The 26,264-nt window shown below is 72.1% G+C and carries 23 protein-coding genes; 16 read left to right on the top strand and 7 right to left on the bottom strand.

The genetic code is table 11. The features are described from left to right. The coding region (locus tag FREUN1FDRAFT_RS28035) for an HNH endonuclease (protein WP_006543665.1) at positions 1 to 408 on the top strand (408 nt) is incomplete at its 5' end. Between the two features lie 331 nt (positions 409 to 739). Here FREUN1FDRAFT_RS28035 and FREUN1FDRAFT_RS28030 read toward each other — a convergent pair. Both FREUN1FDRAFT_RS28030 and FREUN1FDRAFT_RS28025 read right to left on the bottom strand, forming a co-directional pair. Then, positions 740 to 1,639 carry a hypothetical protein gene (locus tag FREUN1FDRAFT_RS28030; protein ID WP_035953990.1) on the bottom strand — a complete coding sequence of 300 codons (900 nt, stop codon included), beginning with the start codon at positions 1,637 to 1,639 and terminating at the stop codon, positions 740 to 742. Between the two features lie 158 nt (positions 1,640 to 1,797). Further along, on the bottom strand, positions 1,798 to 2,679 hold the full coding sequence (locus FREUN1FDRAFT_RS28025; RefSeq protein ID WP_232295447.1) for a nitroreductase family protein: 882 nt from the start codon (positions 2,677 to 2,679) through the stop codon (positions 1,798 to 1,800). Positions 2,680 to 2,957: 278 nt separating this feature from the next. Here FREUN1FDRAFT_RS28025 and FREUN1FDRAFT_RS28020 point away from each other — a divergent pair, with 278 nt between their 5' ends. Further along, positions 2,958 to 3,293 (top strand): hypothetical protein, encoded by a 336-nt coding sequence (locus FREUN1FDRAFT_RS28020; RefSeq protein WP_006543662.1) that lies wholly within the window; start codon positions 2,958 to 2,960, stop codon positions 3,291 to 3,293. A gap of 96 nt (positions 3,294 to 3,389) precedes the next feature. On the opposite strand, the gene FREUN1FDRAFT_RS28015 is transcribed toward FREUN1FDRAFT_RS28020, so the two are convergent. Next, the gene (locus FREUN1FDRAFT_RS28015; protein WP_006543661.1) at positions 3,390 to 4,013 is read right to left on the bottom strand and encodes a TetR/AcrR family transcriptional regulator; all 624 of its coding nucleotides are present in this window, start codon (positions 4,011 to 4,013) and stop codon (positions 3,390 to 3,392) included. Between the two features lie 84 nt (positions 4,014 to 4,097). On the opposite strand from FREUN1FDRAFT_RS28015, the gene FREUN1FDRAFT_RS28010 reads away from it, so the two are divergent. The 8 genes from FREUN1FDRAFT_RS28010 to FREUN1FDRAFT_RS27975 all read left to right on the top strand — a co-directional run bounded on the left by FREUN1FDRAFT_RS28010 (position 4,098) and on the right by FREUN1FDRAFT_RS27975 (position 14,849). Then, positions 4,098 to 5,003: a TIGR03564 family F420-dependent LLM class oxidoreductase gene (locus FREUN1FDRAFT_RS28010; protein ID WP_006543660.1), complete on the top strand. Its 906-nt coding sequence runs from the start codon at positions 4,098 to 4,100 to the stop codon at positions 5,001 to 5,003. A 123-nt stretch (positions 5,004 to 5,126) separates the two neighbouring features. After that, positions 5,127 to 7,097, top strand: coding sequence for a protein kinase (locus FREUN1FDRAFT_RS40210; protein ID WP_006543659.1), 1,971 nt, complete (start codon positions 5,127 to 5,129; stop codon positions 7,095 to 7,097). 327 nt (positions 7,098 to 7,424) lie between these two features. Beyond that, positions 7,425 to 8,750, top strand: a complete 1,326-nt coding sequence (locus tag FREUN1FDRAFT_RS28000) for a cytochrome P450 (RefSeq protein ID WP_006543658.1) — start codon at positions 7,425 to 7,427, stop codon at positions 8,748 to 8,750. Next, complete coding sequence (locus FREUN1FDRAFT_RS27995) at positions 8,747 to 9,643, top strand: SDR family NAD(P)-dependent oxidoreductase (RefSeq protein WP_006543657.1); 897 nt, start codon at positions 8,747 to 8,749, stop codon at positions 9,641 to 9,643. The genes FREUN1FDRAFT_RS28000 and FREUN1FDRAFT_RS27995 overlap by 4 nt, the downstream gene beginning before the upstream one ends. Before the next feature lie 143 nt (positions 9,644 to 9,786). Continuing rightward, a complete protein-coding gene (locus FREUN1FDRAFT_RS27990; RefSeq protein ID WP_006543656.1) occupies positions 9,787 to 10,953 on the top strand; it encodes an aromatic ring-hydroxylating dioxygenase subunit alpha in 1,167 nt (388 codons plus the stop codon). Further along, positions 10,950 to 12,098, top strand: coding sequence for a hypothetical protein (locus tag FREUN1FDRAFT_RS27985; protein WP_006543655.1), 1,149 nt, complete (start codon positions 10,950 to 10,952; stop codon positions 12,096 to 12,098). The genes FREUN1FDRAFT_RS27990 and FREUN1FDRAFT_RS27985 overlap by 4 nt, the downstream gene beginning before the upstream one ends. Before the next feature lie 32 nt (positions 12,099 to 12,130). After that, positions 12,131 to 13,693, top strand: coding sequence for a class I adenylate-forming enzyme family protein (locus FREUN1FDRAFT_RS27980; protein WP_006543654.1), 1,563 nt, complete (start codon positions 12,131 to 12,133; stop codon positions 13,691 to 13,693). A gap of 4 nt (positions 13,694 to 13,697) precedes the next feature. Beyond that, complete coding sequence (locus FREUN1FDRAFT_RS27975; protein WP_006543653.1) at positions 13,698 to 14,849, top strand: acyl-CoA dehydrogenase family protein; 1,152 nt, start codon at positions 13,698 to 13,700, stop codon at positions 14,847 to 14,849. A 140-nt stretch (positions 14,850 to 14,989) separates the two neighbouring features. Here the strand turns inward: FREUN1FDRAFT_RS27975 and FREUN1FDRAFT_RS27970 are convergent, their stop codons facing one another. The 4 genes from FREUN1FDRAFT_RS27970 to FREUN1FDRAFT_RS27955 are packed head-to-tail and all read right to left on the bottom strand — an operon-like array spanning position 14,990 to position 19,771. After that, positions 14,990 to 15,715 (bottom strand): ABC transporter ATP-binding protein, encoded by a 726-nt coding sequence (locus tag FREUN1FDRAFT_RS27970; protein ID WP_006543652.1) that lies wholly within the window; start codon positions 15,713 to 15,715, stop codon positions 14,990 to 14,992. Next, positions 15,712 to 16,506: an ABC transporter ATP-binding protein gene (locus FREUN1FDRAFT_RS27965; protein WP_006543651.1), complete on the bottom strand. Its 795-nt coding sequence runs from the start codon at positions 16,504 to 16,506 to the stop codon at positions 15,712 to 15,714. The genes FREUN1FDRAFT_RS27970 and FREUN1FDRAFT_RS27965 overlap by 4 nt, the downstream gene beginning before the upstream one ends. Then, positions 16,490 to 18,517, bottom strand: a complete 2,028-nt coding sequence (locus tag FREUN1FDRAFT_RS27960) for an ABC transporter permease (RefSeq protein WP_006543650.1) — start codon at positions 18,515 to 18,517, stop codon at positions 16,490 to 16,492. Before FREUN1FDRAFT_RS27960 ends, FREUN1FDRAFT_RS27965 begins: the two co-directional genes overlap by 17 nt. Positions 18,518 to 18,553: 36 nt before the next feature. Further along, entirely contained in the window at positions 18,554 to 19,771 is a 1,218-nt protein-coding gene (locus tag FREUN1FDRAFT_RS27955; RefSeq protein ID WP_006543649.1) for an ABC transporter substrate-binding protein, read from the bottom strand. Positions 19,772 to 20,358: 587 nt separating this feature from the next. Between FREUN1FDRAFT_RS27955 and FREUN1FDRAFT_RS27950 the strand changes: the two genes are divergently transcribed. The 6 genes from FREUN1FDRAFT_RS27950 to FREUN1FDRAFT_RS27925 all read left to right on the top strand — a co-directional run. Next, positions 20,359 to 21,015, top strand: coding sequence for a TetR/AcrR family transcriptional regulator (locus FREUN1FDRAFT_RS27950; RefSeq protein WP_006543648.1), 657 nt, complete (start codon positions 20,359 to 20,361; stop codon positions 21,013 to 21,015). Positions 21,016 to 21,231: 216 nt separating this feature from the next. Further along, the gene (locus FREUN1FDRAFT_RS27945; RefSeq protein WP_006543647.1) at positions 21,232 to 22,662 is read left to right on the top strand and encodes an aldehyde dehydrogenase; all 1,431 of its coding nucleotides are present in this window, start codon (positions 21,232 to 21,234) and stop codon (positions 22,660 to 22,662) included. 136 nt (positions 22,663 to 22,798) lie between these two features. Continuing rightward, entirely contained in the window at positions 22,799 to 23,995 is a 1,197-nt protein-coding gene (locus FREUN1FDRAFT_RS27940; RefSeq protein WP_006543646.1) for a thiolase family protein, read from the top strand. Continuing rightward, on the top strand, positions 23,992 to 24,525 hold the full coding sequence (locus FREUN1FDRAFT_RS27935) for a Zn-ribbon domain-containing OB-fold protein (protein ID WP_006543645.1): 534 nt from the start codon (positions 23,992 to 23,994) through the stop codon (positions 24,523 to 24,525). The genes FREUN1FDRAFT_RS27940 and FREUN1FDRAFT_RS27935 overlap by 4 nt, the downstream gene beginning before the upstream one ends. A 287-nt stretch (positions 24,526 to 24,812) precedes the next feature. Further along, on the top strand, positions 24,813 to 25,820 hold the full coding sequence (locus FREUN1FDRAFT_RS27930; protein WP_006543644.1) for a PDR/VanB family oxidoreductase: 1,008 nt from the start codon (positions 24,813 to 24,815) through the stop codon (positions 25,818 to 25,820). Between the two features lie 49 nt (positions 25,821 to 25,869). Further along, a partial coding sequence (locus FREUN1FDRAFT_RS27925) for an enoyl-CoA hydratase/isomerase family protein (RefSeq protein ID WP_006543643.1) occupies positions 25,870 to 26,264 on the top strand: 395 nt, incomplete at its 3' end.

Here is a 26,264-nt window from a genome sequence, read left to right as displayed (position 1 = left end):
CCCCGCCGTCTCCAGGCCGCCGTTCACGCCCGTGACCACGGCACCTGCCAGTACCCGGGCTGCGCGCACACCCGATGGCTGCACGTCCACCACCTGGTGGGCTGGGCCGAGGGCGGCCGCACCGACCTGGACAACCTCACCCTCGCCTGTGGCAGCCACCACCGTCACCTCCACGAGGAGGGGATCGTGCTCCGCAGAACCAGCAGCGCAACGATCGTCGCGCTGCTCCCCGACGGTCGGACCCTCGTCCCGGCGCCACCGGTGACCCCCGGGGAACAGCCCATCGCCACGCTCGCCGACGAAACCGGGCATGTCGCACCGAATGCCGTCGCCACCCGCGACGGCGGCCGGCTCAACCTCGGCGAATCCCTGTTCGTGCTCCTCCAGGACCGCGTAGCCGTCGCGTGACCTGCCTTCGGAGGCCGTTCTTCAGCCGCCGCGATCCGATCAGCAGTCGGGCCGTGGTTCGAGTCCGGCGCGGCGAGCGCCGCCGCCGAGCCACTGGTGATCCAGCGGGCTGGCACGATCGACGCCGCCGACGCCGAACCGACCGACGCTGTTCGAGCTCGGCGGGACCCTATCGGCGTCCGCGGCCCTGGGCCTGGACCGCTACTGGCGGGACGCCCGCATCCACACCCTGCACGACCCGACGCGATGGAAGGTCCAGCACATCGGCCGCTGGCTGCAACCGCATCCCCTGCCCGCCCCCGGCCGGCGCCGGCCCGGGTGATCTTTCTCGTTATCCCTTTCGCAGGGTGACGGTGGCGAGGGCGAGGAGCTGGTCCCCGTGGCCGGCGTCGGTGACCCGCACCGTCACCACCGCGTGGTCGGCCGCGTCCCGCAGGACGGTGCCGGCGGTGCGGGCCGGGCCGGTCCGCACCTGGGACAGGTAGTGGATCTGCAGGTCCGTCGCCACCAGGCCGGGGCGCAGGACCTCGGCCGCGGCCTCCACCATGACGGCCAGGGCGCCGCCGAGGATCGTGCCGATGCTGTTGGTCACGAACGGGGTGCGTTCCAGGTCGAACTGGCCGGTGCGGGCGTCGACGAGCTTCAGCCCCATCCGTTCGTACAGGGAGCTCTCGACCGGGGTGCCCGCGGCGGGGCGGTGGACCTGCCCGATCCACTGTCCCGGGTCGTAGTCGTCCATGCCGGGCGCCGCCGCCCGGGGGATGCGCGCGAAGGTGATCAGGCCGCTGCCGGCCCGGGTCAGGCCGGTGGGGGCCTCCGACGGCCCGGCCTGGTCGATCAGCCGGGTGAGCTTGTCGACGTCGTCCAGCCCGTGCCCGTCGTAGACGGCCGTGGACGCGATGACGACCTTCTTGCCGACCCGTACGAGCTGGTTGTCCAGCACGATCGGACCCTCGGTGATCGGCTCCGCGCCGTGCAGCGAGATGTCCTGGGTGGCCGTCCAGTCGGGCCGGCTCGCGATGATGGCGGGATGTGACGCGCCGACGTCGAAGACGGTCAGGACCATTCCCGCCGAGACCGAGCCGCCCGGCGAACGGACGGCGTCGCTGACCGGCACGACCATCAGGCAGCGTTGGTCGGAGACCAGGTACTGGGTGATGGCCGCGTCTTCGATGAAGGAGCGGGACGGCTGTGCCGTGTCAGGCGCAGCCGCCTCGGGCGTCGGCGTCATGGTGCGCTCCCCCACATCCCGCGCGGCTCGCCCGTCGCGAGGGGCCGATGGCCCCGACGCGAAACCCGCCGCCCCTGCCTGTTGCTTGCCGACAGCATTTTCCGGCCCGCGGATCGGCCGGCGCAACGAATTGACGGCAGAGGCTGCCATCGACCCGCCTACAGGGTCGTCCCGCGGCTGGCGGGGCCGGGAAACGCGGGGCCGTCGAAGGTGTCGAGACGGGCGAACTCCTCGACGGGGCGGCGGGTGAGCCGGGTGGCCCGGCGCTGGGGGTAGCCGAGGGCGATGACACCGGCGATGGCATGGTCCGCGGGGATTGCGAGCAGCTTCGCCGCCGCCGGTTCCCGGCGCACCAGGAAGGTCGTCAGGACCCCGCCGAGCCCTTCGGCCCGCGCGGCGAGCAGCACGTTCTGGGCGAACGGGTAGACCGACCCGCCGCCGACGATGCTCTGCCGATCCAGGTCGACGTCCGCCACCGCGAGGGCGGTCAGCCTTGCGCACAGGACGAGCAAGACGGGCGCCCGGTCGAGATTGTCGATGAACGCCATCGGCTGGGGTGTCGCCGCGGCCTCGGCCAGGTCGATACCCGGGCCGTGCCAGCGGCCGTCCGGCCCGGGCGCGAATGGGCGCATCCCGGCCTTGACCTGCGCCCGGTACTCGCGCCAGCCCAGCACGGCAAGCTCACGCACACCGCGGCGGATCTCCGGGTCACGCAGGACGATCACCGTCCACGGCTGCGCGTTGGCGCCGCTGGGGGCGAACCGGGCGTCGTCGAGCACTCGGGCGAGCACCTCGTCCGGTACCGGCTCCTCGGTGAACTCTCGTTCCGCGCCCGACGTGCGCATCGCCTCGCGCAGCCCCATGCCACCCGGGTCCCCGCCACCCGGTTTCAGGCTGTTCGGCCCCGTGCCACTCGACTGCATGCCGCTCGGCTGCATGCCACCCGCCTCCGTCCACCCGGCCGCGAGGCCACCGTCCCTGCCCCGCCACGACGGTAGCCCTGGCAGGCGATGCTGGCAGGCGAGCTGGCGGACGAACATGCGGACCGACAGATCGTTTGATGCCCGTCGGCACGCCGTGGGAGGCCGGCCGGCGGGCCGCCGTCGCGACGAACCCGATCCGAAGGTGTCCGAGCAGGTCACAGGGCTGCCCCTAAGGGGAGCAATGGGCAGGCACGTGGACCCGTCCGGATGGCAGGATCACCCCACAGAACATCGCCGGCGGGTTCGGCGACGGTCGTCACCCACCCCACACGCTTCACCCGTCCCGCGCGCTTCACCCGTCCCGCACACAGTGCGTCAGAGAGGATGTCCCCGCCGTGCCTGAGCAGGCTCCCCGTCGCAGCATCGAGTCCTGGGCACGCGACCTGCCCGTCGGCTTCGTGGAATGCCGCACCATGGGTCACCGTTGGCAGCCGCACAGCGCCACCTGGGACCGCGAGGCGCGTGCCTACCACGTGATCCACGCGTGCGACCGCTGTGACACCCACCGCAAGGCCTGGTGGACTCGCAACGGCGAGGTCACCGCCGCCGGCTACGACTACCCGGAGGGCTACCTCACCCGCGACGTCGGTTACATCGGCGCCGACGGCCGCGGCGTGCTGCGCACCGAATACCTCGCCCGGATGTTCGACAAGAGCAACAAGCCGCAGTAGCGAGGAACTGAGGATTCTGGTCGCTGGAACGACGAGAATCCTCCGCTGTTCGGACGGGCCGGGCCCCGGCGCCTCGGGGCGAACGAGGGATTCCGGCTAGTTCGCTCCGTGTTCCGCCGACGCCGGTGCCGGTGCCGGTGCCGGTCCGGCCTCGTTTTCCGGCCGGCGAACGCGTAGGCCGTCCATGAGAACGGTTGTGAGCGCGTCGTCGGGCTGGGCCCCGGGTCGGCATACCGCCACGCTGATCACCTGGACGACCTCCGCCGGCGCGATGTCGTCCCGCAGCGTCCCTTCGGCCTGCGCCGCCTCGACGATTCCCACCAGCATCTCGTTGACGTCGGCGAGCAGGCGGGCGATCTCGGGTTCATCACTCGCGCTCTCGTTCAGGGTCTTGATCAGGGTGAGTGGCGCGTGGGTGCAGTGGTCGACGACCTCTCGCAGCGCCGCCCAGGCGGCGCCCGCATGGGCCCCGTTCCACTCAGGGTTCCGCGGCCTGCCGACCCCCTGCCGCTGACCGACGGCGTGTAGCTCACGGAGCGTGTCGACGGTGATGGTGTCAAGCAGCGCCTGCCGGTCCGGGAAGTGCCGGTAGAGGGTGCCGACGCCGAGACCTGCGACCCGCGCGATCTCGTCCATCGACGCGAGCGGCCCGCGCTCGGCGATCACCGTCAGCGCCGCGGAAACGATCAGTTCCCGGTTTCGCCGCGCATCCGATCGCATCCGATCGCCTCCCTAGGCGGAACCACGGGTTCAGGTTACAGTCGTAGCCAGAAGCTGAGGTTCCTGTTCAGGTTAGGGGAGCGCATGCGTCTCGGTGTCCACATCGCCGGCGGTCCAGGCCTGGAGGCACTGGTGGGCGACGTCCGCCAGGCCGCCGACGCCGGGCTGGCCAGCGCCTACTTCGGTCAGCTCGCGTCCTGGGAGGCGGTCACCACGGCGGCACTGTGCGCGCAGCGGGTACCCGGCATCGAGGTCGGCACGGCGATCGTTCCCACCTACCCGCGGCATCCGCTCGTCCTGGCCGGGCAGGCGCTCACCGCGCAGGCTGCCAGCGGCAACCGGTTCGTCCTGGGCATCGGCCCAGGGCACCGGCCGATCATCGAGGGGCAGTTCGGTCATTCGTTCGACCGACCGGCCCGGCACATTCGCGAGTACCTCACCGCGCTGCGCCCGCTGCTGCACGGTGAGGACGTCGATTTCCAGGGCGAGACACTCACCGTCGTCGGCCGGGTGGACGTACCGGGCGCGTCGGCGCCGCCCGTCCTGCTCGCGGCGCTGGCGCCGATGCTGCTGCGCCTCGCGGGTGAGCTCGCGGACGGCACCATCACCGTCTGGACCGGCGCGCGCCACCTGGAGGAGACGATCACCCCTGCGGTCACCGCGGCCGCCGCAGCTGCCGGCCGCCCCGCGCCCCGCATCGTCGCGGGTGTTCTCGCTGCTGTGACCGACGACCGGCCCGGCGCGTTGCAGACACTCTCGGAGCAGCTGAGCTTCGCGGCCGAGCTGCCGAGCTACCGGGCGCTGCTGGATCGCCAGGGCCTCACCGGCGTGCACGAGACCGCCGTGGTGGGTGACGAGCGCGAGGTCGAACGCGAGATTCGGCGTTTCGCCGCTGCCGGTGCCACCGATCTGTTGGTCGGCCTTTTCGGCGACGAGCCGACCCGGAAACGCACCCTCGACCTGCTCGCCGGTCTCACCGCGCAGGTCTGAGCAGGCCAACGCGGACAAGGCGGAACCGAGCAGCGGGACCGCACAGCGGGTCCGAGTCTGCCGACGGATTGCTGTCCGCATTCGGATGAATGTCCGCGTCTCCCCCGTGGCACCATTGTCGCGATGCTTTCCTCACTTTCCGAGAACGACCCGACCGCCGTCGGCAGGTACCAGCTGCACGGCCGGCTGGGCTCGGGCGGAATGGGGACCGTCTACCTGGGCTTTTCGCCGGAGGGAACGCCGGCCGCCATCAAGGTGGTGCGGCCTGACCTCTGCGCCGACCAACGGTTCCGGGTCAGGTTCGCCCGGGAGGTCGGTGCGGCGCGCAGGGTCCGGGGCCGCTGCGTCGCCCAGCTCCTCGACGCCGATGTCGACGCCCCTCAGCCGTGGATGGCCACCGAGTACATCGACGGTGTCGATCTCGCGACGGCCATCGGGCGCCGCGGCCCGATCACGGGCCCGAACCTGACCGCGTTCGCGGTGGGCCTGGCCGACGCTCTGGTCTCCGTGCACGCGGCCGCGCTGGCGCACCGGGACCTGAAGCCGGCGAACATCCTGCTCGCCTGGGACGGCCCCAAGATCATCGATTTCGGGATCGCGACCGAGGACGGTTCCGCGGGGACCCTGACCGGCGCCGGCCAGATGATCGGCACCGTCTCATGGATGTCCCCCGAGCAGTACGGAGGCCAGCAGGCGGGGCCGCCCGCCGATGTCTTCACGTGGGCCCTGTGCGTGGGCTTCGCCGCCACGGGTCGTCATCCCTTCGACGCCCCGACTCCCCAGGCGATCATGGTGCGGGTGCTCACCGGCCAGCCCGACCTGTCCGCGGTACCGGCGGGGCTTGCCGCCGTGCTCGGCCGGGCGCTGGAGCGGGAGCCGGCCCACCGCCCCACCGCCGCCGGCCTGCTGGCGGCGCTCACGGAGCTGGCGGACGGCGCGCCCGATGACGGCACCCGGAGCACCGAGCGGACCAGGGACATCCTCGCGAGCTGGGTCCTGCCCGTCACCCCCGCGGAACCCGTTCCGGGGCTGACGGCAGGCCCTCTCCCGGGAACTCCCGCGGACCACACCACCAGGGTGGAGTCACCGCTGCCCGGCGCACCGGCCGGTGGCAGTGCCTCTGGCGGTGGCAGTGGCGGTGGCAGTGGCGGGCCCGCCGGTCCTGGACACCGCCTCGGACGCACCCCCGTCCTGGCGGTGCTGCTGGTCGGTGTGCTCGTCGCCGGCGTGGCGGTGGTCGGTGTGCTGCTGACCGGGCTCAGGCAGAACCAGGCCACCGAGGAGACACCCGGCCGGGCCAGCCTCGACCCCTCGGCCACCACGACGGCCCCGGTGGCCTCGGCGACCACCGCGACCGCGGCGGCGGGAAAGGGGGCGGTTCCGGTCTCACCGTCACCTGCCGCGGAGCCGGGCCTGCCTGCGGGCACAGCACCGCCGGCGGATGGTTCCCAGCAGGCCGGAGGACCCGGATCTGTACAAGCCACCGCCAGCGCGCCGTTGCCGCGCGCGACAGCCGCCGGCCGGCCGCGCGGAGCCGGCAGGCAGTTGGAGGTTCTCTCCGGCAGCAGCAGCCGGGTGCCGGTCTACGCCGGCCCGAGCACGAGTGTGTTCGGCGGCCAGGTGGCGACGCTGCCGGCACGGTCGACCGTGGCGGTGCACTGCGGGGTCTACGGCCAGACGGTCACGGCCCGCGGGGCGACGTCCCCGCTGTGGGTGTACACGGACTCGGGCTGGATCAGTGACACCTACACCCACACCGGCACGACCGACCCGGTGGTGCCGGCCTGCGTGCACACCCTGTCCGACCCACGGCTCGGTGACGGTCCGCCGCGCCCGGCCGCGGGGCCGTACGCGGTGGCGGCCGATGGCGTCCTGCCCGTCCGGGCGAACCCACGGCTGGGCGCGGCGAGCGTCGCGAGCCTGCGCGACGGCGACCTGGTCACCCTGCGCTGCCGTGTGCGGGGCGACGAGGTCGGCCCGCCGGCGCGGCTGCACACCACGAGCAGCGACTGGAACCAGTTGGCCTCCGGCGGCTACATCCCGGACGCGAACGTCTACAGCGACACGGCCACATCGGTTGCTCCGGCGTGCTGACCACGCCGGACGGGGGCGGCAACCCGATCACCGATCGCACCCGGGTGCCTCCACCGCGCTGAAGAACTTCTTCACCTGGATGGACCGGACCAGGGCCGAACGCACCGAATAGGCACCGGTGATCCCGGCCGGCGCCGGACGGGTCAGAATCGATCGAAGATCGTTTCGACCGCCGTCCCGCCGGAGACCGTCAGGGTTGACCACCTGTCAGCCGGCCGCTAACCTACAGCCAATAGGTTTATGTTCCTCGGTACGGAGCGATGGAATCCCCTCCTCCGCGGAGCGCCTCGCCGACTTTCCGCGCCCGGCTCGTCCCCGCCCGCGGAAATGCCGCATGGCTGGAAGGAGAAGCGCAGCGTCGTGGTCACTGAACTGGTGGACGTCCCGCCCGACCTGATAGTAGATTTCGACGTCTATGATCCGACGTTAACAATGCCGGTCGACCGCATGCAGGAAAAGGTCGCCGAGCTGGCGAGACGCGGGCCGGTCGTCTATTCGACCGCCTACGGCGGCCACTGGGTGGTCACCTCCTATGATGCCGTGCACCGGGTGCTGCGGGAGCACGAGACCTTCTCCAGCTACCCCAACAACCTGGTGGACGCCGGGCAGGGGAAGTTCATCCCGCTGGAGCTGGATCCGCCGGAGCACACCCTCTACCGGCACGCCCTGCAACCGCTTTTCAGCCCGAGCCGGATAAAGGTGCTGGAGCAGGGCATCCGCAGGACGGTGAACGAGCTGATCGACGGCTTCGCCGCCCGGGGGCGCTGCGAGTACGTCTCCGAGTTCGCCCACCAGCTGCCCACCCGGGTCTTCCTGGAGCTCCTCGGCTGGCCGCTGTCGGACGCCTCGATGTTCGCCGAGGCCACGGAGATCCTGCTCAACGGCCGCCCGGGCGACACCCCGGAGCAGGCTGTCGGCTCGCGCACCGAAGCGGCGATGTCGCTGTTCGGCTACTTCCAGCGGATGGTGGACGAACGCCGGGGCGCACCGGCCGACAGCGACGACGTCACCGCCCAGGTGATGCAGGCGATGGTGGCCGCCGACGGTGCCCAGCGGCCACTCGACGACGACGAGCTGCGCCGGGTCTTCCTGCTCCTGCTCATCGGCGGGCTGCACACCGTGCGCGGCTCGTTGTGCTGGGCGCTCATGCACCTGTCGGCCCATCCGCAGGAGCGCAAACTGCTCGTGGACGATCCCGGGCGCATCCCGAACGCGGTGGAGGAGGTGCTGCGCTACGAGGCGGCGGTGTCGGCCGGCCGCCGGGTGCGCCAGGACACCGAGCTGGGTGGGGTGGCGCTGCGCGAGGGCGACCAGCTGCTGGTGATGCTGTGCGCGGCGAACCGCGACGGCGAGCAGTTCGACAGCCCGGACGAGCTGCGGATCAACCGCACCCCGAACCGGCACCTTTCCTTCGGTTCGGGCCCACACCGGTGCATCGGCTCCCATCTGGGCCGGATCGAGCTGCGCATCGCGCTCGAGGAGATTCACCGCCGCATTCCGGACTACGCCCTCGACCCGGCCGATCCGCCCGTCATTCTCCCGAGCCAGGTGCGTGGTTTCCAGCGCATGGGCATCACCTTCGGCCCGGAGCAGGAAATCCCTGGAAACACCCCTGGAAACGTCGACGCCGAAGTCACCGAGGTGCAGGTATGAAGCTCGCAGGAAAAGTCGCAGTCATCACCGGGGCCGGCTCCGGGCTCGGCCGGCAGAGCGCCCTGCTGTTCGCGCAGGAAGGTGCCTCGGTCGTCGTGGTCGACATCCTCGCCGACCGCGCCGAGGAGACGGTCAGGCTCGTCACCGAGCAGGGCGGCAAGGCGTTGGCGGTAACCGCCGACGTGTCGGTGGAGGCCGACGTCGCCCGTGCGGTCGCGACCACCGTCGAGGAGTTCGGCGGCCTGGACATCATGTTCGCCAACGCCGGCGTCGTGTCGCGCGGCGGCGTTCCGTCGGTCGCCGGTGGGGAGCCGGTGGCCTTCGAGGACCTGACCGAGGCCGACTGGCAGCAGGTGCTGGGCGTCAACCTCAGCGGCGTCTTCTACTCGTGCAAGCACTCGGTGCGCCCGATGCGGGAACGCGGCGGCGGCGCGATCGTGGTGACCTCCTCGGCGGCGTCCCTGGTGGCCTACCACAGCATCTCCCTGTACTCGGCCACCAAGGCCGGGGTCAACGGGCTGGTCCGCGGCCTCTCCCTCGATCTCGGGAAGTTCGGCATCCGGGTGAACGCGCTGGCGCCCACGCACGGCATGTCACCGAACTTCCTTATGCCGCCGGGCTCGCCGGTCGTCGGCCAGTCCTACGAGGAGGTGGCCGGCCCGTGGAACCCGGGTGTGTCACCGATCCCGCTCAAGCTGCGCCGACCGCCGTCGCTGCTGGACAACGCGAAGGTCGCGCTGTTCCTGGCGAGTGACGACTCGGCGTACATGTCGGGAGTGGTGGTGCCCGCCACCGACGGTGGCACGCTGTCCCGGGTCGCGATGACGTTCGAGGAGGACGCACCGCCCGCGGACGCCGTTGCCGCGACCGCGACCGCGACCGCGACCGGCTGAGCCTGGCACACAGCGCCGGATCTCCGGGTGGGCAGCCCGATCGCCCACCCGGAGCAGGGCTCGGAACTTTTATCTACACTCATTAGTTTTATGCGATCGGCCACCCCGGTGGCTGCGCGACGGGGATCCCTCGAGGAGGAGTCATGACCCAGTCGATCGTGTCGAGGGAGACACGGATCAGGCGCGCGCTCGAGCATCTGCGCGGGCAGACCACGGACGAGTACGACACCGTCACGCCGTTCGGCCCGACGGAGTTCACCGATCCGGCGGTCGCCGCGCAGGAACGGGACCGCGTGTTCGGCCGGGTCCCGTCGATCGTCGCGCATGGCTCGGAGCTGCCCAGGGCCGGCGACTTCGTCACGCTGCAGCTGCCGCGTAACCGCGTGATCGTCGCCCGCCAGCGCGACGGCGGGGTGAAGGCCTTCGTCAACCTCTGCCGGCACCGGGGAGCGCTGCTCGAGGACCAGGAGAAGGGCCGCTGCCGGCTGTTCTCCTGCCAGTACCACCGCTGGTCCTACGACCTCGACGGATCGCTGCGCGCCATCACGCTCGACTCGACCTTCGGGGAGGTCGACCGCTCCCGGCTGGGCCTGGTGGAGCTCCCCTGCGAGGAGCGCCACGGCTTCATCTGGGTGATCGACAACGCCGAGGCCACCGACATCGACGTGGCCGCCTGGCTCGGCCCGGAGATGGACGGCATCCTCGGCGGGTACGACCTCGGCGGGCACATCTGCTTCCAGGCCGAGGGCTTCGACGAGCCGGTCAACTGGAAGATCATGCAGGACGCCTTCCTGGACGGCTACCACGTGCAGTACGCCCACCCCAACACGGCGGGGCTGCACATCCACACGAACGTCATGGCGTTCGAGGACTTCGGCCGGCACTGCCGGTTCGTGGTGCCGCGCAAGAGCATCGATCGGTGGCTGGCCGAGGATCCCGGCGACACTCCGCTGGGGCGCTATGTGACCGAGACCCACTTCCTGCTGCCGAACAGCACCCTGCTGCGTCAGCCGGACCACTTCGAGCTGCTCACCTTCCGGCCGCATCCGACCGACCCGGACCGTTCCCGGATGGAGATGCGCCTGATCGTCCGTGGCGTGGCGGAAAGCGGGCTCGACGAGCAGAAGTGGCAGTCCCGCTGGGAGAAGAACTGGAAGATCCTGCTCGCGGTGCTGCACGCCGAGGACTTCCCGTTGCTGCGCGCCTCCCAGGCGGGTCTCGCCAGCGCGGACGCCGGCGGCATGGTGCTGGGCCGCAACGAGGTGGCGAACCAGGTCTTCCACCGCGAGATCGGCAGGCTGCTGTCTTGATCGAGCACGGCTGGCGGACGGACCTGTCGGCGCGCGAGGCCGCCGAGCTGGCGTCGCTGCTCGCCGAGGCCGCCCGGGAGGACGAGGAGACCGGCTACCTGCAGCCCGGAATCGCCGAGCCGCTCCCGCCCGGCACGACACAGCTGCTGGTCTGGATGTCCGGCGAGCGCGGCCGCGGCCGGTGGATGTCGACGCCCGCCCCAGCCACCTCGACGCCGACCAGCTCAACGCTGACCAGCTCAACGCCGACCACCTCGGCGCCGATGGCGGCCTCGGCCGCGGTACCGGCCCCGTCCCTCGCACCGGCACCGGTTCTCGCGGCCTACCTGCGGATCGAACCGGCCGGCGCTGGGCAGGCTGTCGCCCGCTATGTGGTCCGTCCAGCGCTGCGCTCCCTGGGTGTCACGACCCTGCTCCTGGAGGAGCTCGGCCCGTTCGGCGGACCCGGCTGGGCCGGCGGGATCGCCGCGCAGGACGCGGCGGAACTGCGGATCTGGGCCCAGGGTGGCCATCCCGCCGCCGCCCGGGTGGCCCGCCGTTTCCGCCGGCTCGGCGTCGAGGTGAACGATCGGCGCTGGTGGCTGCTCGCGGATCTGGGTGCGGCCGTGGACGGCGACCGGCCGCTCCCCCGGCCCGTCGACGGCACCGCGGCGCCGGCCCGCCCACCCGCGACCGACCGGGAGCGGACCCGCGCCGCCGACCTGTGGCAGGCATCCGCCACGCCGTCACCGCCGCCGGGCGGTGAGCTGCTCGTGATCCCGACGCCCGGCGACGTGGCCGGCGCGATCTGGTTCGCCCCCGGTCCGGTCGAACGGACCGAGTACGGCACCGCCGGGCGGATCGAGGGCCTCGCGGTGGCCGGCTCGGCGGCGCGGCCCGGCACGGTGCGGGACCAGCTGCTGCGCGCGGCCATGGAACGGATGGCCGGGCGCCACCGCATGGCGGCTGTGATCGTCGTGCCGGCGGCGGAGAGCCCGCTCGTGACGAGCGCCCGGCTGGCCGGCTTCGAGCACCGTCGCACCGATGTCGAGTACACGTTCGCGGACCGGCCGGCCGCGCCGGGCATCTCAACCACCGCAGCGGGCGAACGGGCGGGCCTCTGTTCCGCTCTGGCCGGCCCCGCGCTGCCGCGGCCGAAGACCTGAATCGCCGAATCCATGCGAAAAGGAGGAGAGAAGTGGCCACGTCGGTTGTTTCGGTTCTCGACTGGTGGGCGCGCGCCAAGCCGGACCGGGTCGCGTTAGTCTTCGGTGACGACCAGATCGACTACCGGCGGTATCGGGACTGGACCAGCCGGGTGGCGAGATCACTCGTCGCCCGTGGCGTCGCACCCGGTGACCGGGTGGCGCTGCTGGCCAACAACTCGCTGGAGTGGGCGGTCACCGCGATCGGTGTCCTGCGGGCCGGCGGCGTCCTGGTTCCGATCAATCCGCGGCTGGTCGCGGGGGAGATCCGGTCCTTCTTCGAGGAGGCCGGGGTCCGGCTGGTCATCACCGAGGGCGCTTTCACCGCGACGCTGAAGGAGGTCGCGGGTCAGCTCGACGGCGATCTCGACATCGTCGAGATCGCGGCCGTCGAGGCGCTGCGTGCCGGCGAGACGGGCGGCGAGGCCGGCGGGGAGACGGGCAGGGAGACGGGCGCCTTCCGGGTGGACCGCGACCAGCACGATCCGATGACGGTGCTGTTCACCAGCGGCTCCACGGGGCGGTCCAAGGGCGTCATCTGCACCAACCGGACGATGCTCGACATCGCCTTCGAGGCCTCGCTGCGGGAGGACGCGCTCAACACCGGGGTGCGGACCCTGCTGGTGCTGCCGCTGTGCTTCACCCCCGGTGTCGTCTACGGCCTGTTCATGACCGGCGTCCTGGGCGGCACCCTCGTCATCGAGCCGGGTTTCGATGCCGCGCGGGCGGTCCAGCGGCTGGCCGAGCATCGCATCCAGGCCATGTTCGGCGTGCCACTGCTGTGGGAGTCGATGGCGCGTACGCCCGGGTTCGCCGAGGCGGACCTGTCGAGCCTCGGCTCCGCGGTGGTCGGCGGCGCGGCGGTGTCGGTGCCGCTGCTGCGGGCCTGGGGCGCCAAGGGTGTCGTGCTGCGCCAGATCTACGGCATGACCGAGGTCGGCGGAATCGCCACCGCGACCCTGCCCGAGGAGGCCGCGGAGCATGCCGCCACCTGCGGCGCCGGCTCCCCGTTCACCGACCTGCGGGTCGTGCGGACCGACGGCACCGACTGCGAGCCCGGCGAACCCGGCGAGATCATCATGCGTGGGCCTGGGGTGACCCCCGGCTACTGGGCGGCACCCGAGCTGACCGCGCAGGCGATCCGGGACGGCTGGCTGCACGGCGGCGACCTGGGGGTCCGCGACGCCGAGGGCCGCATCGGCTTCGCGGACCGACTCAAGGATCTGATCATCTCGGGCGGCATCAACATCTCCCCGTTCGAGCTGGAGGCCGCCCTGATGACGATCCCCGGCATCCAGGAGGTCGCGGTCATCGCCGCTCCCGACGAACGGTTCGGCGAGACCCCGGCCGCGATCGTCTCCGTCGCCGCGGACTCCGACCTCGACGAGGCTGCGATCGTCGCGGCCTGCGCGACGCGCATGGCGGACTACAAGGTGCCCCGGTACGTCGTCATCCGCCGTGATCCCCTGCCCCGGCTGCCCAGCGGCAAGCTCGCCAAGCCCGCGATCCGGGACGAGTACCGCGACGTCACCGAACGTTTCCCGAAGGTGCGATGAACCTGTGAACACAGATCTTTTCGAGTCCGACCACGAGCTCTACCGGGAGACGGTGCGGGCGTTCGTCACCCGTGAGGTGGTCCCCAACCTGGAACGGTGGGACGCCGAGCGCCTCATCGACCGGGAGACCTGGAAGCGGGCCGGCGCCGCCGGGCTGCTGGGCCTCGCCGTACCCGAGAGCCACGGCGGGGCCGGGGAGCGCGACTACCGGTTCCGCGTGGTCCTGCAGGAGGAGATCGCCCGGGTCGGTGCCTCGTCGCTGCAGTCGTCGTTCTCCACCAACGACGACATCGTCCTGTCGTATCTGCTGGAGATGGCCACCGAGCAGCAGCAGGCCCCGTGGCTGCACGGCTTCGCCACCGGCGAGACGGTCGGCGCGATCGCGATGACCGAACCGCAGACCGGCAGCGACCTGCGCGGCATCGCCACCACGGCGGTCCGCGACGGCGACGACTGGGTGATCAACGGGTCGAAGACGTTCATCACCAACGGCATCCTCGCCGACCTGGTGATCGTCGTCGCCCGGACCGGCACCGACGGCGGCAGCCGCAGCTTCAGCCTGTTCGTCGTCGAGCGCGACACCCCCGGCTTCGAGCGCGGCCGCAAGCTCGACAAGGTCGGCCTGGCCGCGCAGGACACCGCCGAGCTGTTCTTCCGGGACGTCCGTGTGCCTGCCGGGAACATGCTCGGCGTCGAGGGCGGCGGGCTGCCGGCGTTGATGCGCAACCTGCCGCGGGAACGGCTCGGCATCGCGATCGCGGGGCAGTGCTCGGCGGAGGCCGCGTTCGCCTGGACGTTGGACTACGTCCGCCAGCGCCAGGCGTTCGGCCGCCCGGTCGCCGAGTTCCAGACGGTCGGGTTCGCCCTCGCCGAGCTGCGGACCCGCATCGAGGTGACCCGCGCCTACATCGACCGCTGCGTGCGCGAGCTCAACAGGGGCACCCTGAGCGCGGTGGACGCGGCGAAGGCGAAGTGGTGGGCCACCGAGATGCAGTGGAAGGTCGTCGACACCGGGGTCCAGCTGCACGGCGGGTACGGCTACATGACCGAGTACCCGATCGCGCGGGCGTTCCTCGACGCCCGGGTCCAGCGCATCTACGGCGGCACCAACGAGATCATGAAGGAGATCATCAGCCGGGACCTCGTCCGGGGCTGACCGGCACCGCGACGACTCCCACCGGCGCCGACCACCGACGCCGCGCAGCACAGTGGCCCGGGCCGCGACGAACCTCGTCCGCGGCCCGGGCCACTGTCGTTGGATCTGTTCTGTCGTCGGAGTTGTCGAAAGCCGCAGTCTCAGGCGGCCGTCGCGCCGGCGGTGACCGAGCCGAGGTAGGCGGCCTCCAGCTCGGCCCGGCGCTCGGCCAGCTCGGCCCGGGTGCCCGAGAGGGTGATCTCCCCGCGGTGCAGGACGTACGCCCGGTCGGCGGCTTCGAGTGCCAGGAACAGGTGCTGTTCCACCAGGACGACCGCCATCCCCTGCTCGGTGGCCAGCCGCCGCAGGACGCCGACGAGCCGCTGGCAGATCTTCGGCGCCAGGCCCAGGCTCATCTCGTCCACCAGCAGGACCTTCGGCCGCTGGTAGACGGCGCGGGCCAGCGCGAGCATCTGCTGCTCCCCACCGGAGAGCAGGCCGGAGCGCCGGTCGAGCAGCCGTTCGAGCTCGGGGAACAGTTCGAGCACCCGGCGCAGGTCATGTGCCCGGCGCGCGCCCGCGACCGCGAGGTTGTCGCGCACCGACAGGTTCGCGAACAGCGCGCGCTCCTCGGGGACATGACCCACCCCGGCCCGGGTCACCGCGCGTGGATGGTGCGCCGGCAGGACCTTGCCGCCGACCGACACCTCCCCCGCGCGGGCCCGGACCAGCCCCGAGATCGCCAGCAGGGTGGTCGTCTTGCCCGCCCCGTTACGCCCCAGCAGCGCGACGATCTCGCCCGGGAGGACCTCGAACGAAATCCCCCGGATCACCGGCGCCGAGCCGTACCCCGCGGACAGGCTGGTCACGGCGAGTGCGGCTGTCATGGCGACTTCTCCTGTCTCTCGCTCTGCCGCTCGTCCGGGTCCACGCCGCCCGCCTCGGCGCCGTCGTGGTCCGCACTGTCGTGGTCCGCGCCGTCCCCCGCGGTGCCGAGGTAGGCGGCCCGGACCGCGGCCGACGCGCTGACCTCGGCCGGCCCGCCCGCGGCGATCACCCGGCCGAACTCGAGGACGTACACGCGGTCGCACACGGAGAAGACGAGATCGACGTCGTGGTCGATAAGCAGGACGGCCCGCTCCCCCGTCGCCATCGCCCGGATCGGATCGGCGAGCGCCGCTGACTCCCGGCTGTCGAGGCCGGCCGCGGGCTCGTCGAGCAGCAGCAGCCGGGGCCGGCTGGCCAGCGCACGCGCCAGCGCCAGCAGCCGCTGCTGCCCGTGGGACAGGTCCGGGGGGCACGCCCCGGCGTGGTCCGCGAGGCCGAACCGGTCGAGCAGCGCGGCGGCCTCCTGCCGCCCGCCGGGACGCCGGCCGTGCCCGATCAGCACGTTCTCGGTGAGGGACAGGTCGTCGAACAGCTCGAGGTGCTGGAACGTCCGCACCAGGCCGAGGGCCGCCCGCCGATGCGCGGGCAGCCCCTGGATCTGCTGGTCACCGAAGTGGATGGTGCCGGTGGCCAGCACGAACCCGGTGACGGCGTCGATGAACGTCGTCTTGCCGGCGCCGTTCGGCCCGATCAGCCCGACCACCTCGCCCGCGGCCACGGACATCGTGACCTCGTCGAGCGCGCGGACCCCACCGAAGGCCACGCCGACCCCCTCAGCCCGCAGCAACATGCGGGTTCACCTCCTTCGTGGTGGTGGTCGACTCCCTCACAGCGATCGGCTCCGCCACAGCGATCGACTCCGTCGTGGTCGTCCGTCTGGCCAGCTGCCGCAGCCGCGGGGTGAGCCGCTGCCGGGTCAGGCCGGCGAGCCCGTCCGGGCTGCGGATCGCGACGATGATCAGGCCGATCGACAGGATCAGGGTCTCGTAGTCACCCAGGCCCGCCCACTCGTGCAGGGCGACCGAGACCAGACCGCCCGAGTAGAGGGTGCCGCCGAGCAGCGCGCCCGACACGCTGGTGATCCCGCCGAGGTAGACCGCGACGAGCAGGCCCAGCGAGGTGAACGTGCTGTAGGAGGCGTACGACAGCTGGCCCTGCTGGTAGGCGAGCAGGGTGCCGCCGACGCCGGCGAGCGCCGAGGAGATCGCCGCGCCGGTCAGCTTCACCCGGGCGGCGTTGATGCCCGCCGCCGCGGCGGCCCGTTCGCTGCCGCGCACCGCGAGCATTCGCCGGCCCAGCTCGTGGCGCCGCAGCGCGGCGACCGCGAGGGCCGTGGCGACGGTGACCACCAGCACGAAGTAGCCGAAGGTGACCCGAGGGAAGTCCTCGGCGCCGCCCCGGATGCCCAGCGAGAACCCGAAGATCTCCGGCTGGGGCACCGTGGAGCCGCTCAGGCCGCCGGTGACCTTCGGATTCTTGAAGATGAACTCTTCGATCGCCACGGCGGCGGCCAGCGTCACAACCGCCAGGTGCAGGCCACGGACCCGCAGCGCCGGCACCGCGACGAGCAGGCCGAGCGCGGTGGCCGCCAGCACGGCGATCAGCGGCCCCACCGGGAACGGCACGCCGCCGTCCGCGGTCACCTTGCTGAGGGTGAACCCGGCGACGCCCGCCAGCGACATCTGCGCCAGCGAGATCTGGCCGACGAAGCCGGTCAGCACCACCAGGGAAAGGCACAGGACCGCCGCCACCCCACTGGTGATCATCCCGAGTCGCCACTGGCTCGACAGCAGGGGCAGCCCGATCGCGGCGGCGGCCACCGCTGCGGCGATCGGCACCGGCCGCAGCCGGCCGGCGGGTGCCGGCGGGAGCCGGTCCTGCGCGGTGCCACGGCCGGGCAGCCGCCGGCCCGCCACCATCAGCATCAGCACGACCAGCAGGAACGGCAGGCCCTGCTTGAGGCCGTTCTGCGGCAGCCAGCTGAACTCACGGGTCAGGTAGAGCAGCCCGGACTGCAGGCCCCCGAGCACCAGCCCGGCGACGGCGGCGACGGCCACCGAGCTGAGCCGTCCGACCAGCGCCGCGCCGAGCGCGGGCACGATCAGCAGCGTGAAGCTGCCCGCCTCCAGCGAGGTGGTCGGCGCGATCAGGATGCCGACCACGGTCACGACGGCCCCGGCGAGCAGCCAGCTGACGGCGGCCAGCCAGCGGGGCCGCAGCCCCAGCAGGATGGCCGCCTTCTCGTTCTCGGCGGCACCGCGGGTGGCCTTGCCGAACCGGGTGCGGGTCGACCACAGATGCAGCGCGGCGGCGAACAGCAGCGCGACGGCGGCGAGGTACAGGCGGTCCCGCGGCAGTGTCGCCCCGAGGACCGTGACCGGCTTGTTCGGCAGGATGGCCGCCACCGACCGCGGCGCGGACCCGAACCGCGCCACGATGAGCGCCTGGACCGCCAGCATCACGCCCACCGAGGCGACGACCCGCGCCAGTGGCGGCGCGGCGTGCAGCGGCGCGAAACACAGCAGGTAGATCAGAAGTGTGAACAGCAGCGCGTGCGCCAGCACCAGCAGCACGCACAGCGCCACGGACGGTTCGGTTCCGAGGTCGATGTGGCCGACGGGCAGCACGAGAATCCCGTGCCGGCGCAGGTCCGCGTACTGCAGGACACCGAACAGGGCCGTCGCCCCGAAACCGAAGTGGATGACGCCCGAGGCTCGGTGGACGAGCACGATCCCCGTCGCGAATGCGGCGTAGATCGCGCCCGACCCGAGTCCCAGGATCACGAACGACAGGAAGTCCACCGAGCACCTCTCAGGCCGGCCGGTCCAGGGGAACGCTCAGGAGGTCGTCCAGTCGCTGGCCGGCACCGGCTTCCCGCCCTCGATCCGGACGATGCGGACGCTGCCGTTGCACACCGTCGGCACCCCCGTCAGCGCGGTCCCGTCGCAGGTGTAGCTGTCGTCGAGGAAGCCGTCCTGGTCCTTCGAGGCCTTCAGGGCCTTGAGCACGGATGCGGCGGTGACGTCCTTACCGGCCCGACCGAGGACGCCGAACACGGTCATGGCCACGCCGAAGCCGTTCGTGTGCGAGGACGTGATCTCGTCCTCGGCGACGTCCGCGTAGTCCTTCATCGCGGTCACCAGGGTCGACACGTCCGGGTCGTCCGGGTCGGTCTGCGGGGAGAGCTGCTCGGTGGTGATCAGAGCGCCGTCGGCGGCGGCCCCCGCCGCCTCCAGGTTGGCCGGGTCGAGGCAGCTGCTCGGGTAGATCATCTGGGTCCTGATGCCGAGCGACTGGGCGGACTGCATGATCAGCGAGCAGGAGGGCGAGACGAACATGACGACGATCGCGTCCGGCGAGCCGTCGTTCGCCGCGGTGACGGAGGCGGTGAAGTCCGTGGCGGTCGGCGACTCCTTGACTATCTGGACGTCGCTCACCTTCTTCGCGGTCAGCACCTTCTGGAGGCTCTCCGCCGCCGCGACGCCCGGCGGGGTGTCGTTGGCCAGGATGGTGACCTTGCCGGCCTTGATCTCATCGGTCACATAGCCCGCCACACCGGCGAACTGGCCCGGGCTGCCCCCCAGGAAGGCGAAGACGCCGTCGCCGGTGAGATCCGTACCCTGGATCGGCAGGATCGGCACGTACGGGATGCCGGCCGCGCGGATGATCGCGGTGGCGGACGGCCCGGAGAAGTCGAGGCCGGAGATGACGAGCGGAACCTTCGCCTCGACCATCTGGTTGGCACAGCGCTGGGACGCCTCGGGCGATCCGTCGACGGTGCAGTTGACGAACTCGACCGGCCGGCCGTCGACGCCGCCCTGCTGGTTGTTGAGGTACTCCGCGGCGGCGGACGCGCCCGTGCGCAGGTCCGGGAAGGAGCCGGAGGCGGCCTGCTCCTGGTTGATGAAACCGATACGGATCGGTTCGCCGGTGGCCTTGTTCGCGGCGGCGGGTGCGCCGGTGCCCTCGGCCTCGCCGTCGCCGCACGCCGCGGCACCGGAAAGCAGCATGGCCGCCAAGGCTAAGCCGCCGACAAGCCTCTTGGGTCGCGTCATCTATCTCTCCAATACAAGACCGGGGTTCGAAGGCATGCGAAAGGAGCACCTGGCCGCCGCCTGGCGCCGGACAGGTACAGGAACACACGTCGAGAAATGTCTGTGGCGCCTTCCGCGGCGGGGTCCCGGGTCCGGCCAGAGGAAGGCGTACAGGTGGGTGGGTACCAGTGTCGGAACAACCTAAAGGCATTTGGTTAACCTGGCAAGACCCATCCCGGGGGCATCTGGACACCCCTGGATCGGCACTACCGTCAGCCCGTCAGGCCGGACCGAGCCGACCCCAGCCCGCAGCCGCCAGCGCCCGGCGCCCGGCGCCCGGCACGCGAGCAGGCGAGCAGGCGAGCAGGCGAGCAGGCGAGCAGGCGAGCAGAGGGTCACCCAGGGCGACGGCAGGGGTCACCCCACCAGGAAGCGCGCAGGCTGCCGACTGTTGGCGGCCGGTTCGGGGCCGGCTCCGGCGCCGATTCTCACCAGCGCCCGGCGACCACCCTCCCCAACAATGCCCGGCTGTGACGGCGGGCACATTTCGACCGCATTGCAAACAGGGCCGGGGCCCGACACAGGGCCATCCGGGCATAATCATCCCCATGCCACGCCCGAGTCGCCCGCTCCTGAGCCGGAAAAGCATTGTCGCGACATCCCTCGAACTTATCGACAGGGACGGTCTCGCGACTTTCAGCATGCCGGGCCTCGCCAGCGCGATGTCCGTTCGGGCGGCATCGCTTTACCATCATTTCCGCGACAAGGCGGAGATTCTCTCCGAGGTCGCCCGGTACATGGTCTCGCAGACCGCGATCCCGGCCCGACCGAGCCGGGACGAGTGGCAGGAGTGGTTCGTGGCGCTGGCCGCGAACCTGCGGGACGTCCTGCTGGAGCACCCTCACGCGGCCCCGCTGATGCTGCAGTTCCCGCCCCGCGACATCCTGGTCGCCGTCACCGAGAACTCCGCCGCCGTGCTGGTCGAGTACACCGACTTCCCGAGCTACGTCCACATCCTGATTCTCGACACGCTGGAGAAGCTGACCCTCGGCGCCGCACTGTCGGAGGTCATGAAGGCCCCGGAGAAGCGGGGTCTCATTTATCCGCACGTGGACCATGCCGAGCACCCGATCCTCACCCGCGGGCTCGCGTCCAATCCGTGGACGGTGGACGAGATATTCCGCGAGTCGGTACGGGCGCTGCTCGCCGGAGTCGCGACCCGGTTCGAGCAGCCGCGAGTCACGCACTCCGCGACCGCGACCTGATCACCCGCCCGCACCCACCTCGCCTGCTCGTCACCGACCGCAGCGACCAGGCGACCGGTTGACCGGCCATCCCGACCCCACTAACCTACAACCTGTAGGTATCTGGTGCCGGGATGAGGACGAGTGCCGTCCCGCCGCCAGACCGATTCCCTGGGCACGAGCCGACCCGCCGCACCGCGACGGGTGGCCGGCCGGTCGGTTCGCGGAGGTGCCGGATTGGACAGGTCGACTCTCTTCATCGATGGCCAGTGGCTGGCCGCGCCACGGACGGTGGACGTGCTGGAGGCGGCCACCGAGAAGACTCTCGGCCAGGTCGCGCTCGCCGGGCCCGCCCAGATCGACCTCGCGGTGGCGGCGGCGCGGCGCGCGCTGCGCGGCCCGTGGGCCGTACTGACCGGCCCCGAGCGCAGCGACCTGCTGAAGCGCTTCGCCGCCGAGCTGCGCGCCCGCGCAGCCGACACGGCCGTGCTGGTCAGCCAGGAGAACGGGATGCCGATCCGGCTGTCCCGCGCCGCCAACGGCCACAGCCCCGCGATGATCGTCGACTACTACGCGGATCTGATCAGGGACGCGGCACCCGACGAGATCCGGGTCGGCGTCCCGCGCGGGAGGACGATCGTCCAGCACCGCCCGGTCGGCGTCGTCGCCGCGATCACCCCGTGGAACTACCCGCAGCCGCTCGCCGCGATGAAGATCGCCCCGGCGCTCGCCGCGGGCTGCGCCGTCGTGCTCAAGCCCGCACCGGAGACCACTCTCGACGCGCTGGTGTTCGCCGAGGCCGCGCTCGCCGCCGGCCTGCCCTCGGGGGTGCTCAACATCGTGGCGGGTGACCGGGACGCCGGTTCGTACCTCGTCGCCCACCCGGGCGTCGACAAGGTCGCCTTCACCGGCTCGACCGCCGCCGGCCGGTCCATCGGCGAGGCCTGCGGGCGGTCGCTGCGTCCCGTCACCCTGGAGCTCGGCGGCAAGTCCGCCGCGATCGTCGCCGCCGACGCCGACCTGGACCTGTTCGCGGCCCGCCTGCCCGAGGTCTCATTGGCGAACAACGGCCAGACCTGCCACGCCTGCACCCGCATCCTCGCCCCCCGCGCCCGTTACGACGAGGTCGTGGACGCCGTCACGGAGACGGTGCGCGGGCTGGCGATCGGGGACCCGCTGGAGCGGTCGACCGCGATCGGGCCGCTGGTCAGCGCGGCGCAGCGGGAGCGGGTGCTGGGCTATGTCGAGGCGGGGCGAGCGTCCGGGGCACGGCTGACCGTCGGCGGTGGCCGGCCCGCGGACCAGCCCGTCGGCTGGTTCGTCGAGCCGACCGTGTTCGCCGATGTCGACAACACCAGTGTCATCGCCCGCGAGGAGATCTTCGGCCCGGTTCTCTGCGTCATCCCCTACCGGGACACCGACGAGGCGGTGGCCCTCGCCAACGACTCCGAATTCGGCCTGGCCGGCTCCGTCTGGACCACCGACACCGAGCACGGCCTGGCACTCGCCGACCGCGTCGAGACCGGGACCATCGGCCTCAACCACTACGCGCTCGACCTGGGCGCACCCTTCGGCGGGACCAAGGCCAGCGGCCTGGGCTGGGAGCTCGGGCCCGAAGGCCTCGCCCCCTACCGGCGGCACCGATCGGTGTATCTGGCACCGGAGTGAGCGGTACCGCAGGATATGGCATCGCAGCACGCGGTTCCGCAGAACCGCGGCTCCGCGGAACCGTGCCATGTGATGCGGTTCCGCGGAGCCGCGCGGCACATGGCACCGCAGCACGCGGCACGGGAGAGGAGCGCCGATGACCGTTGACCGCACCGTGGCGATCGCCGGGCTGGGCATCACCGAGCTGGGCAAGGTCTACGGCCGTTCGGCGCGAAGCCTCGCCGCCGAGGCCGTCCGGCTCGCGGTCGCCGATGCCGGCCTGCGGCTCGGCGACGTCGACGGCCTGCTGGTCAGCAACGGCCTCGCCGGCAAGGTCGGCGTGGAGCTGGCCGGCGCCCTCGGCCTCGGGCAGCTCGGCCTGCTCGCCGACATCAACGCGTTCGGCGCCACCGCCGGGGTGATGGTCGCCCAGGCCGCACAGGCCGTCGCCGCCGGTGCCGCCACCACCGTCGCCTGCGTGTTCGCCGACGCGCCGCTGGCCCCGAAGCGCAGCGCCGGCGAGGCCTGGGGCGGCGCGGGCCGAAAGCCGCGCACGCTGACCGGGCTGGCCGGCTGGCAGCTGGCGTCCGGCGGGGTCAACCCGAACATCCTGTACGCGCTCGCCGCCCGGCGGCACATGCAGCGCTACGGCACCACGTCGGAACAGCTGGCCGCGATCGCGGTCGCCCAGCGGGCGTGGGCGGCCGGCAACCCGCTGGCGGCGATGCGGGAACCGCTCACCGTGGCGGACCATCAGGCGTCCCGCCCGATCGCCGAGCCGCTGCGTCTGCTCGACTGCTGCCTGGTCAGCAACGGCGGCGTCGCGGTCGTGGTGACCTCCGCCGAGCGGGCGCGGGCACTGCGCCACCCGCCGGTGCACGTCCACGGGTACGCGCAGGCACACGAACCGCGCCGGATGCACGCCGGCTCACCCTGGGGCCTGGTCACCCCGGCGGCGCGCAGCGGGCCTGCGGCGATGCGGATGGCCGGCATCGGGGTCGGTGACGTCGACATCTGCGAGCTGTACGACTGCTACACCTACACCGTGCTGGTGACGCTGGAGGACTACGGGTTCTGCGAGAAGGGCGACGGCGGCGCCTTCGTCGGCGACGGCCGGCTCGCCCCCGACGGCAAGCTCGCCTGCAACACCGGCGGCGGCCAGCTGTCCTCCTACTACATGTGGGGGATGACCCCGCTGTCCGAGGCGGTGATCCAGGCCCGCGGCGCCGGCGGCGCCCGGCAGGCGCCCCGCAACGACATCGTGCTGGTCAGCGGCAACGGCGGCATCCTCGAACATCACTCGACGCTGGTACTCAGCCCGCATCCGCGGACGTCCTCAGGAGGCCTGGGATGAGCGACGGGACGACAGGCCCCCCGCCGACCGGCGTGCTCGCGGTCGGGGCGTTCACGGCTGGCGCGTTTCCGCTGGTCGCGCGGGACGACGCGAGCGCGGCGTTCTTCGACGCGGCCGCGCGCGGTGAGCTGCTGGTGCGCCGCTGCCTCGACAGCGGCGACGTGCTCGGCCCCGAGGCCCGGACCTGCCCCGGCTGCGGCTCGGCCCGCCTGGAGCCGTTCGTCGTCTCCGGTCGGGGCGTGCTGGTCACCTGGGCCGTCGTCCACCAGGTTCCGGTGTCGGTGCTGCGCGGCGCCGTGCCGTATGTGACCGCCGTCGTCGAGCTCGCGGAAGGCCCCTGGCTGCTGGTTCGTCTCGTCGGTACCGACGGTTCCGATCTGCGCGCCGGCCAACCGGTGAGCGCCCGGTTCGTCCAGCCCCACCAGCCCGACGAAGGTTCTGGGGCCGACAGCGGCGAGGCCCCCGGCGAGGTCCTGCCGGTCTTCGCGCCCGGCGAGCCTGCGGCGGTGTCCGGGCAGGGCGAATCCTGAGGAGGCCTACCCGTGCGTCGCGGGCAAGCGGGATCCTTGACCAGCGGCGTTGACTTCCCGCTCATAGAGCCTTGTCGGCCAACGCGCATGCGGTGGATCGGCGACGTACTGGAAACCAGCTCGTTCGTAGTAGCGCCGTAGCGCCGGGTTGTCGCTGGCCGTGGCCAGCCGCACGTATTGCCGACCGTGTTCGGCGACACGCACGTTAACCTAATGACATAAGGTTTACCGGGTCGGCCGTTGTCCGCCGACATCAACGTCTCGTCGACTCGACAAGGGGTGAGAACGTGCGCACCCAGGAGCAGACCGCCGACCTGGTCGTCCAGCAGCGGGAGGCGGTCGCCGACGGCGTCGTCTGCCTGACCATGGCCCGGCCGGACGGCGGCGCGGTGCCCGACTGGGAACCGGGCGCCCACATCGACCTGCTGCTCGGCCCCGGCGCCGGCGCCGAGCCCGGACCCGGTTCGCCGGCCGGCGCGGAGGAGCGCTTCGTCCGGCAGTACTCGCTGTGCGGCGACCCGGGCGATCCGTCCACGCTGCGCATCGCGGTGCTGCGGGCCCCGGGCGGGCGCGGGGGGTCGGCCTACGTCCACGACCGGATCGGTCCGGGGGACGTGGTGCGGACCCGCGGCCCGCGCAACCACTTCGCGCTGGTCGACAGCCCGGAGTACCTGTTCGTCGCGGGCGGCATCGGTATCACGCCGATCATGCCCATGATCGAGAGGGCCGAGGCCGCCGGCGCCGAGTGGACCCTGCTCTACGGGGGGCGGACCAGATCGTCCATGGCGTTCGCGGCGCAGCTCACCGACCGCCACGGCGATGACCGGGTGATGGTCCGGCCCGAGGACGAGTTCGGGCTGCTCGACCTGGCCGGCTTCCTCGGCGCGCCGCGCGACCGGGTCGCGATCTACTGCTGCGGCCCGGAGCCGCTGCTCGCCGCGCTCGAGCAGCTGGCCGGCCCGTGGCCGGCGGGCACGCTGCATCTGGAACGGTTCTCGCCGAAGCAGATCGCCGACGCGCCGGCCGCCGGCGGGTTCGTCGTCGAGCTCGCCCGCAGCGGCACGGCGGTCACGGTGCCGGCCGGCAGATCGATCGTGGACGCCCTCGCCGACGCGGGGGTGCGGGTGCCGACGTCCTGCCGGGAGGGCACCTGCGGGACCTGCGAGACCGCGGTGATCTCCGGGGTGCCCGACCACCGGGACTCGCTGCTGACCGAGGACGAACGGGAAAGCGGCACGGTGCTCATGCCGTGTGTCTCCCGGGCGCTGTCCCCCGTCCTCGTCCTCGACTTGTGATATGTGATATGTCGTCAGTGACGAACGGGGCGGGATGGACGAACGCCGGATGGATGAACGCGGGATGGACGAACAGGGCGCGCAGGCCGTGACGGGACCGGTGCTGGAGACGACGGAAGCCCGGCCCGGCGTCCTGCTGGTGCGGCTGAACCGGCCGCGCGCGCTCAACGCGCTGAACACCGAGCTCGTCGAGGGCCTACGTGAGGTGCTGGGCCGTATCCAGGACGACTCCCGGGTCCGCGCGGTCGTCCTCACCGGCGCCGGGCGCGGGTTCTGCGCCGGCCTCGATCTGAAGGGCTATGGGGAGATCCCCGGTGCCCCCGAGGCCGGGGAGGGGACGACGCAGGCCGGGATGCGGCTGCAGCAGCGGATCGCCGATCTCGCCGACGGGTTCCGCCGGGTGCGGGCCCCGATAATCGCCGCGGTCAACGGGCCGGCCGCCGG

Origin of the sequence: Parafrankia sp. EUN1f, assembly GCF_000177675.1 — a bacterium.
Taxonomy (GTDB): domain Bacteria; phylum Actinomycetota; class Actinomycetes; order Frankiales; family Frankiaceae; genus Parafrankia.
This window is presented reverse-complemented; position numbering and strand designations above follow the sequence as displayed.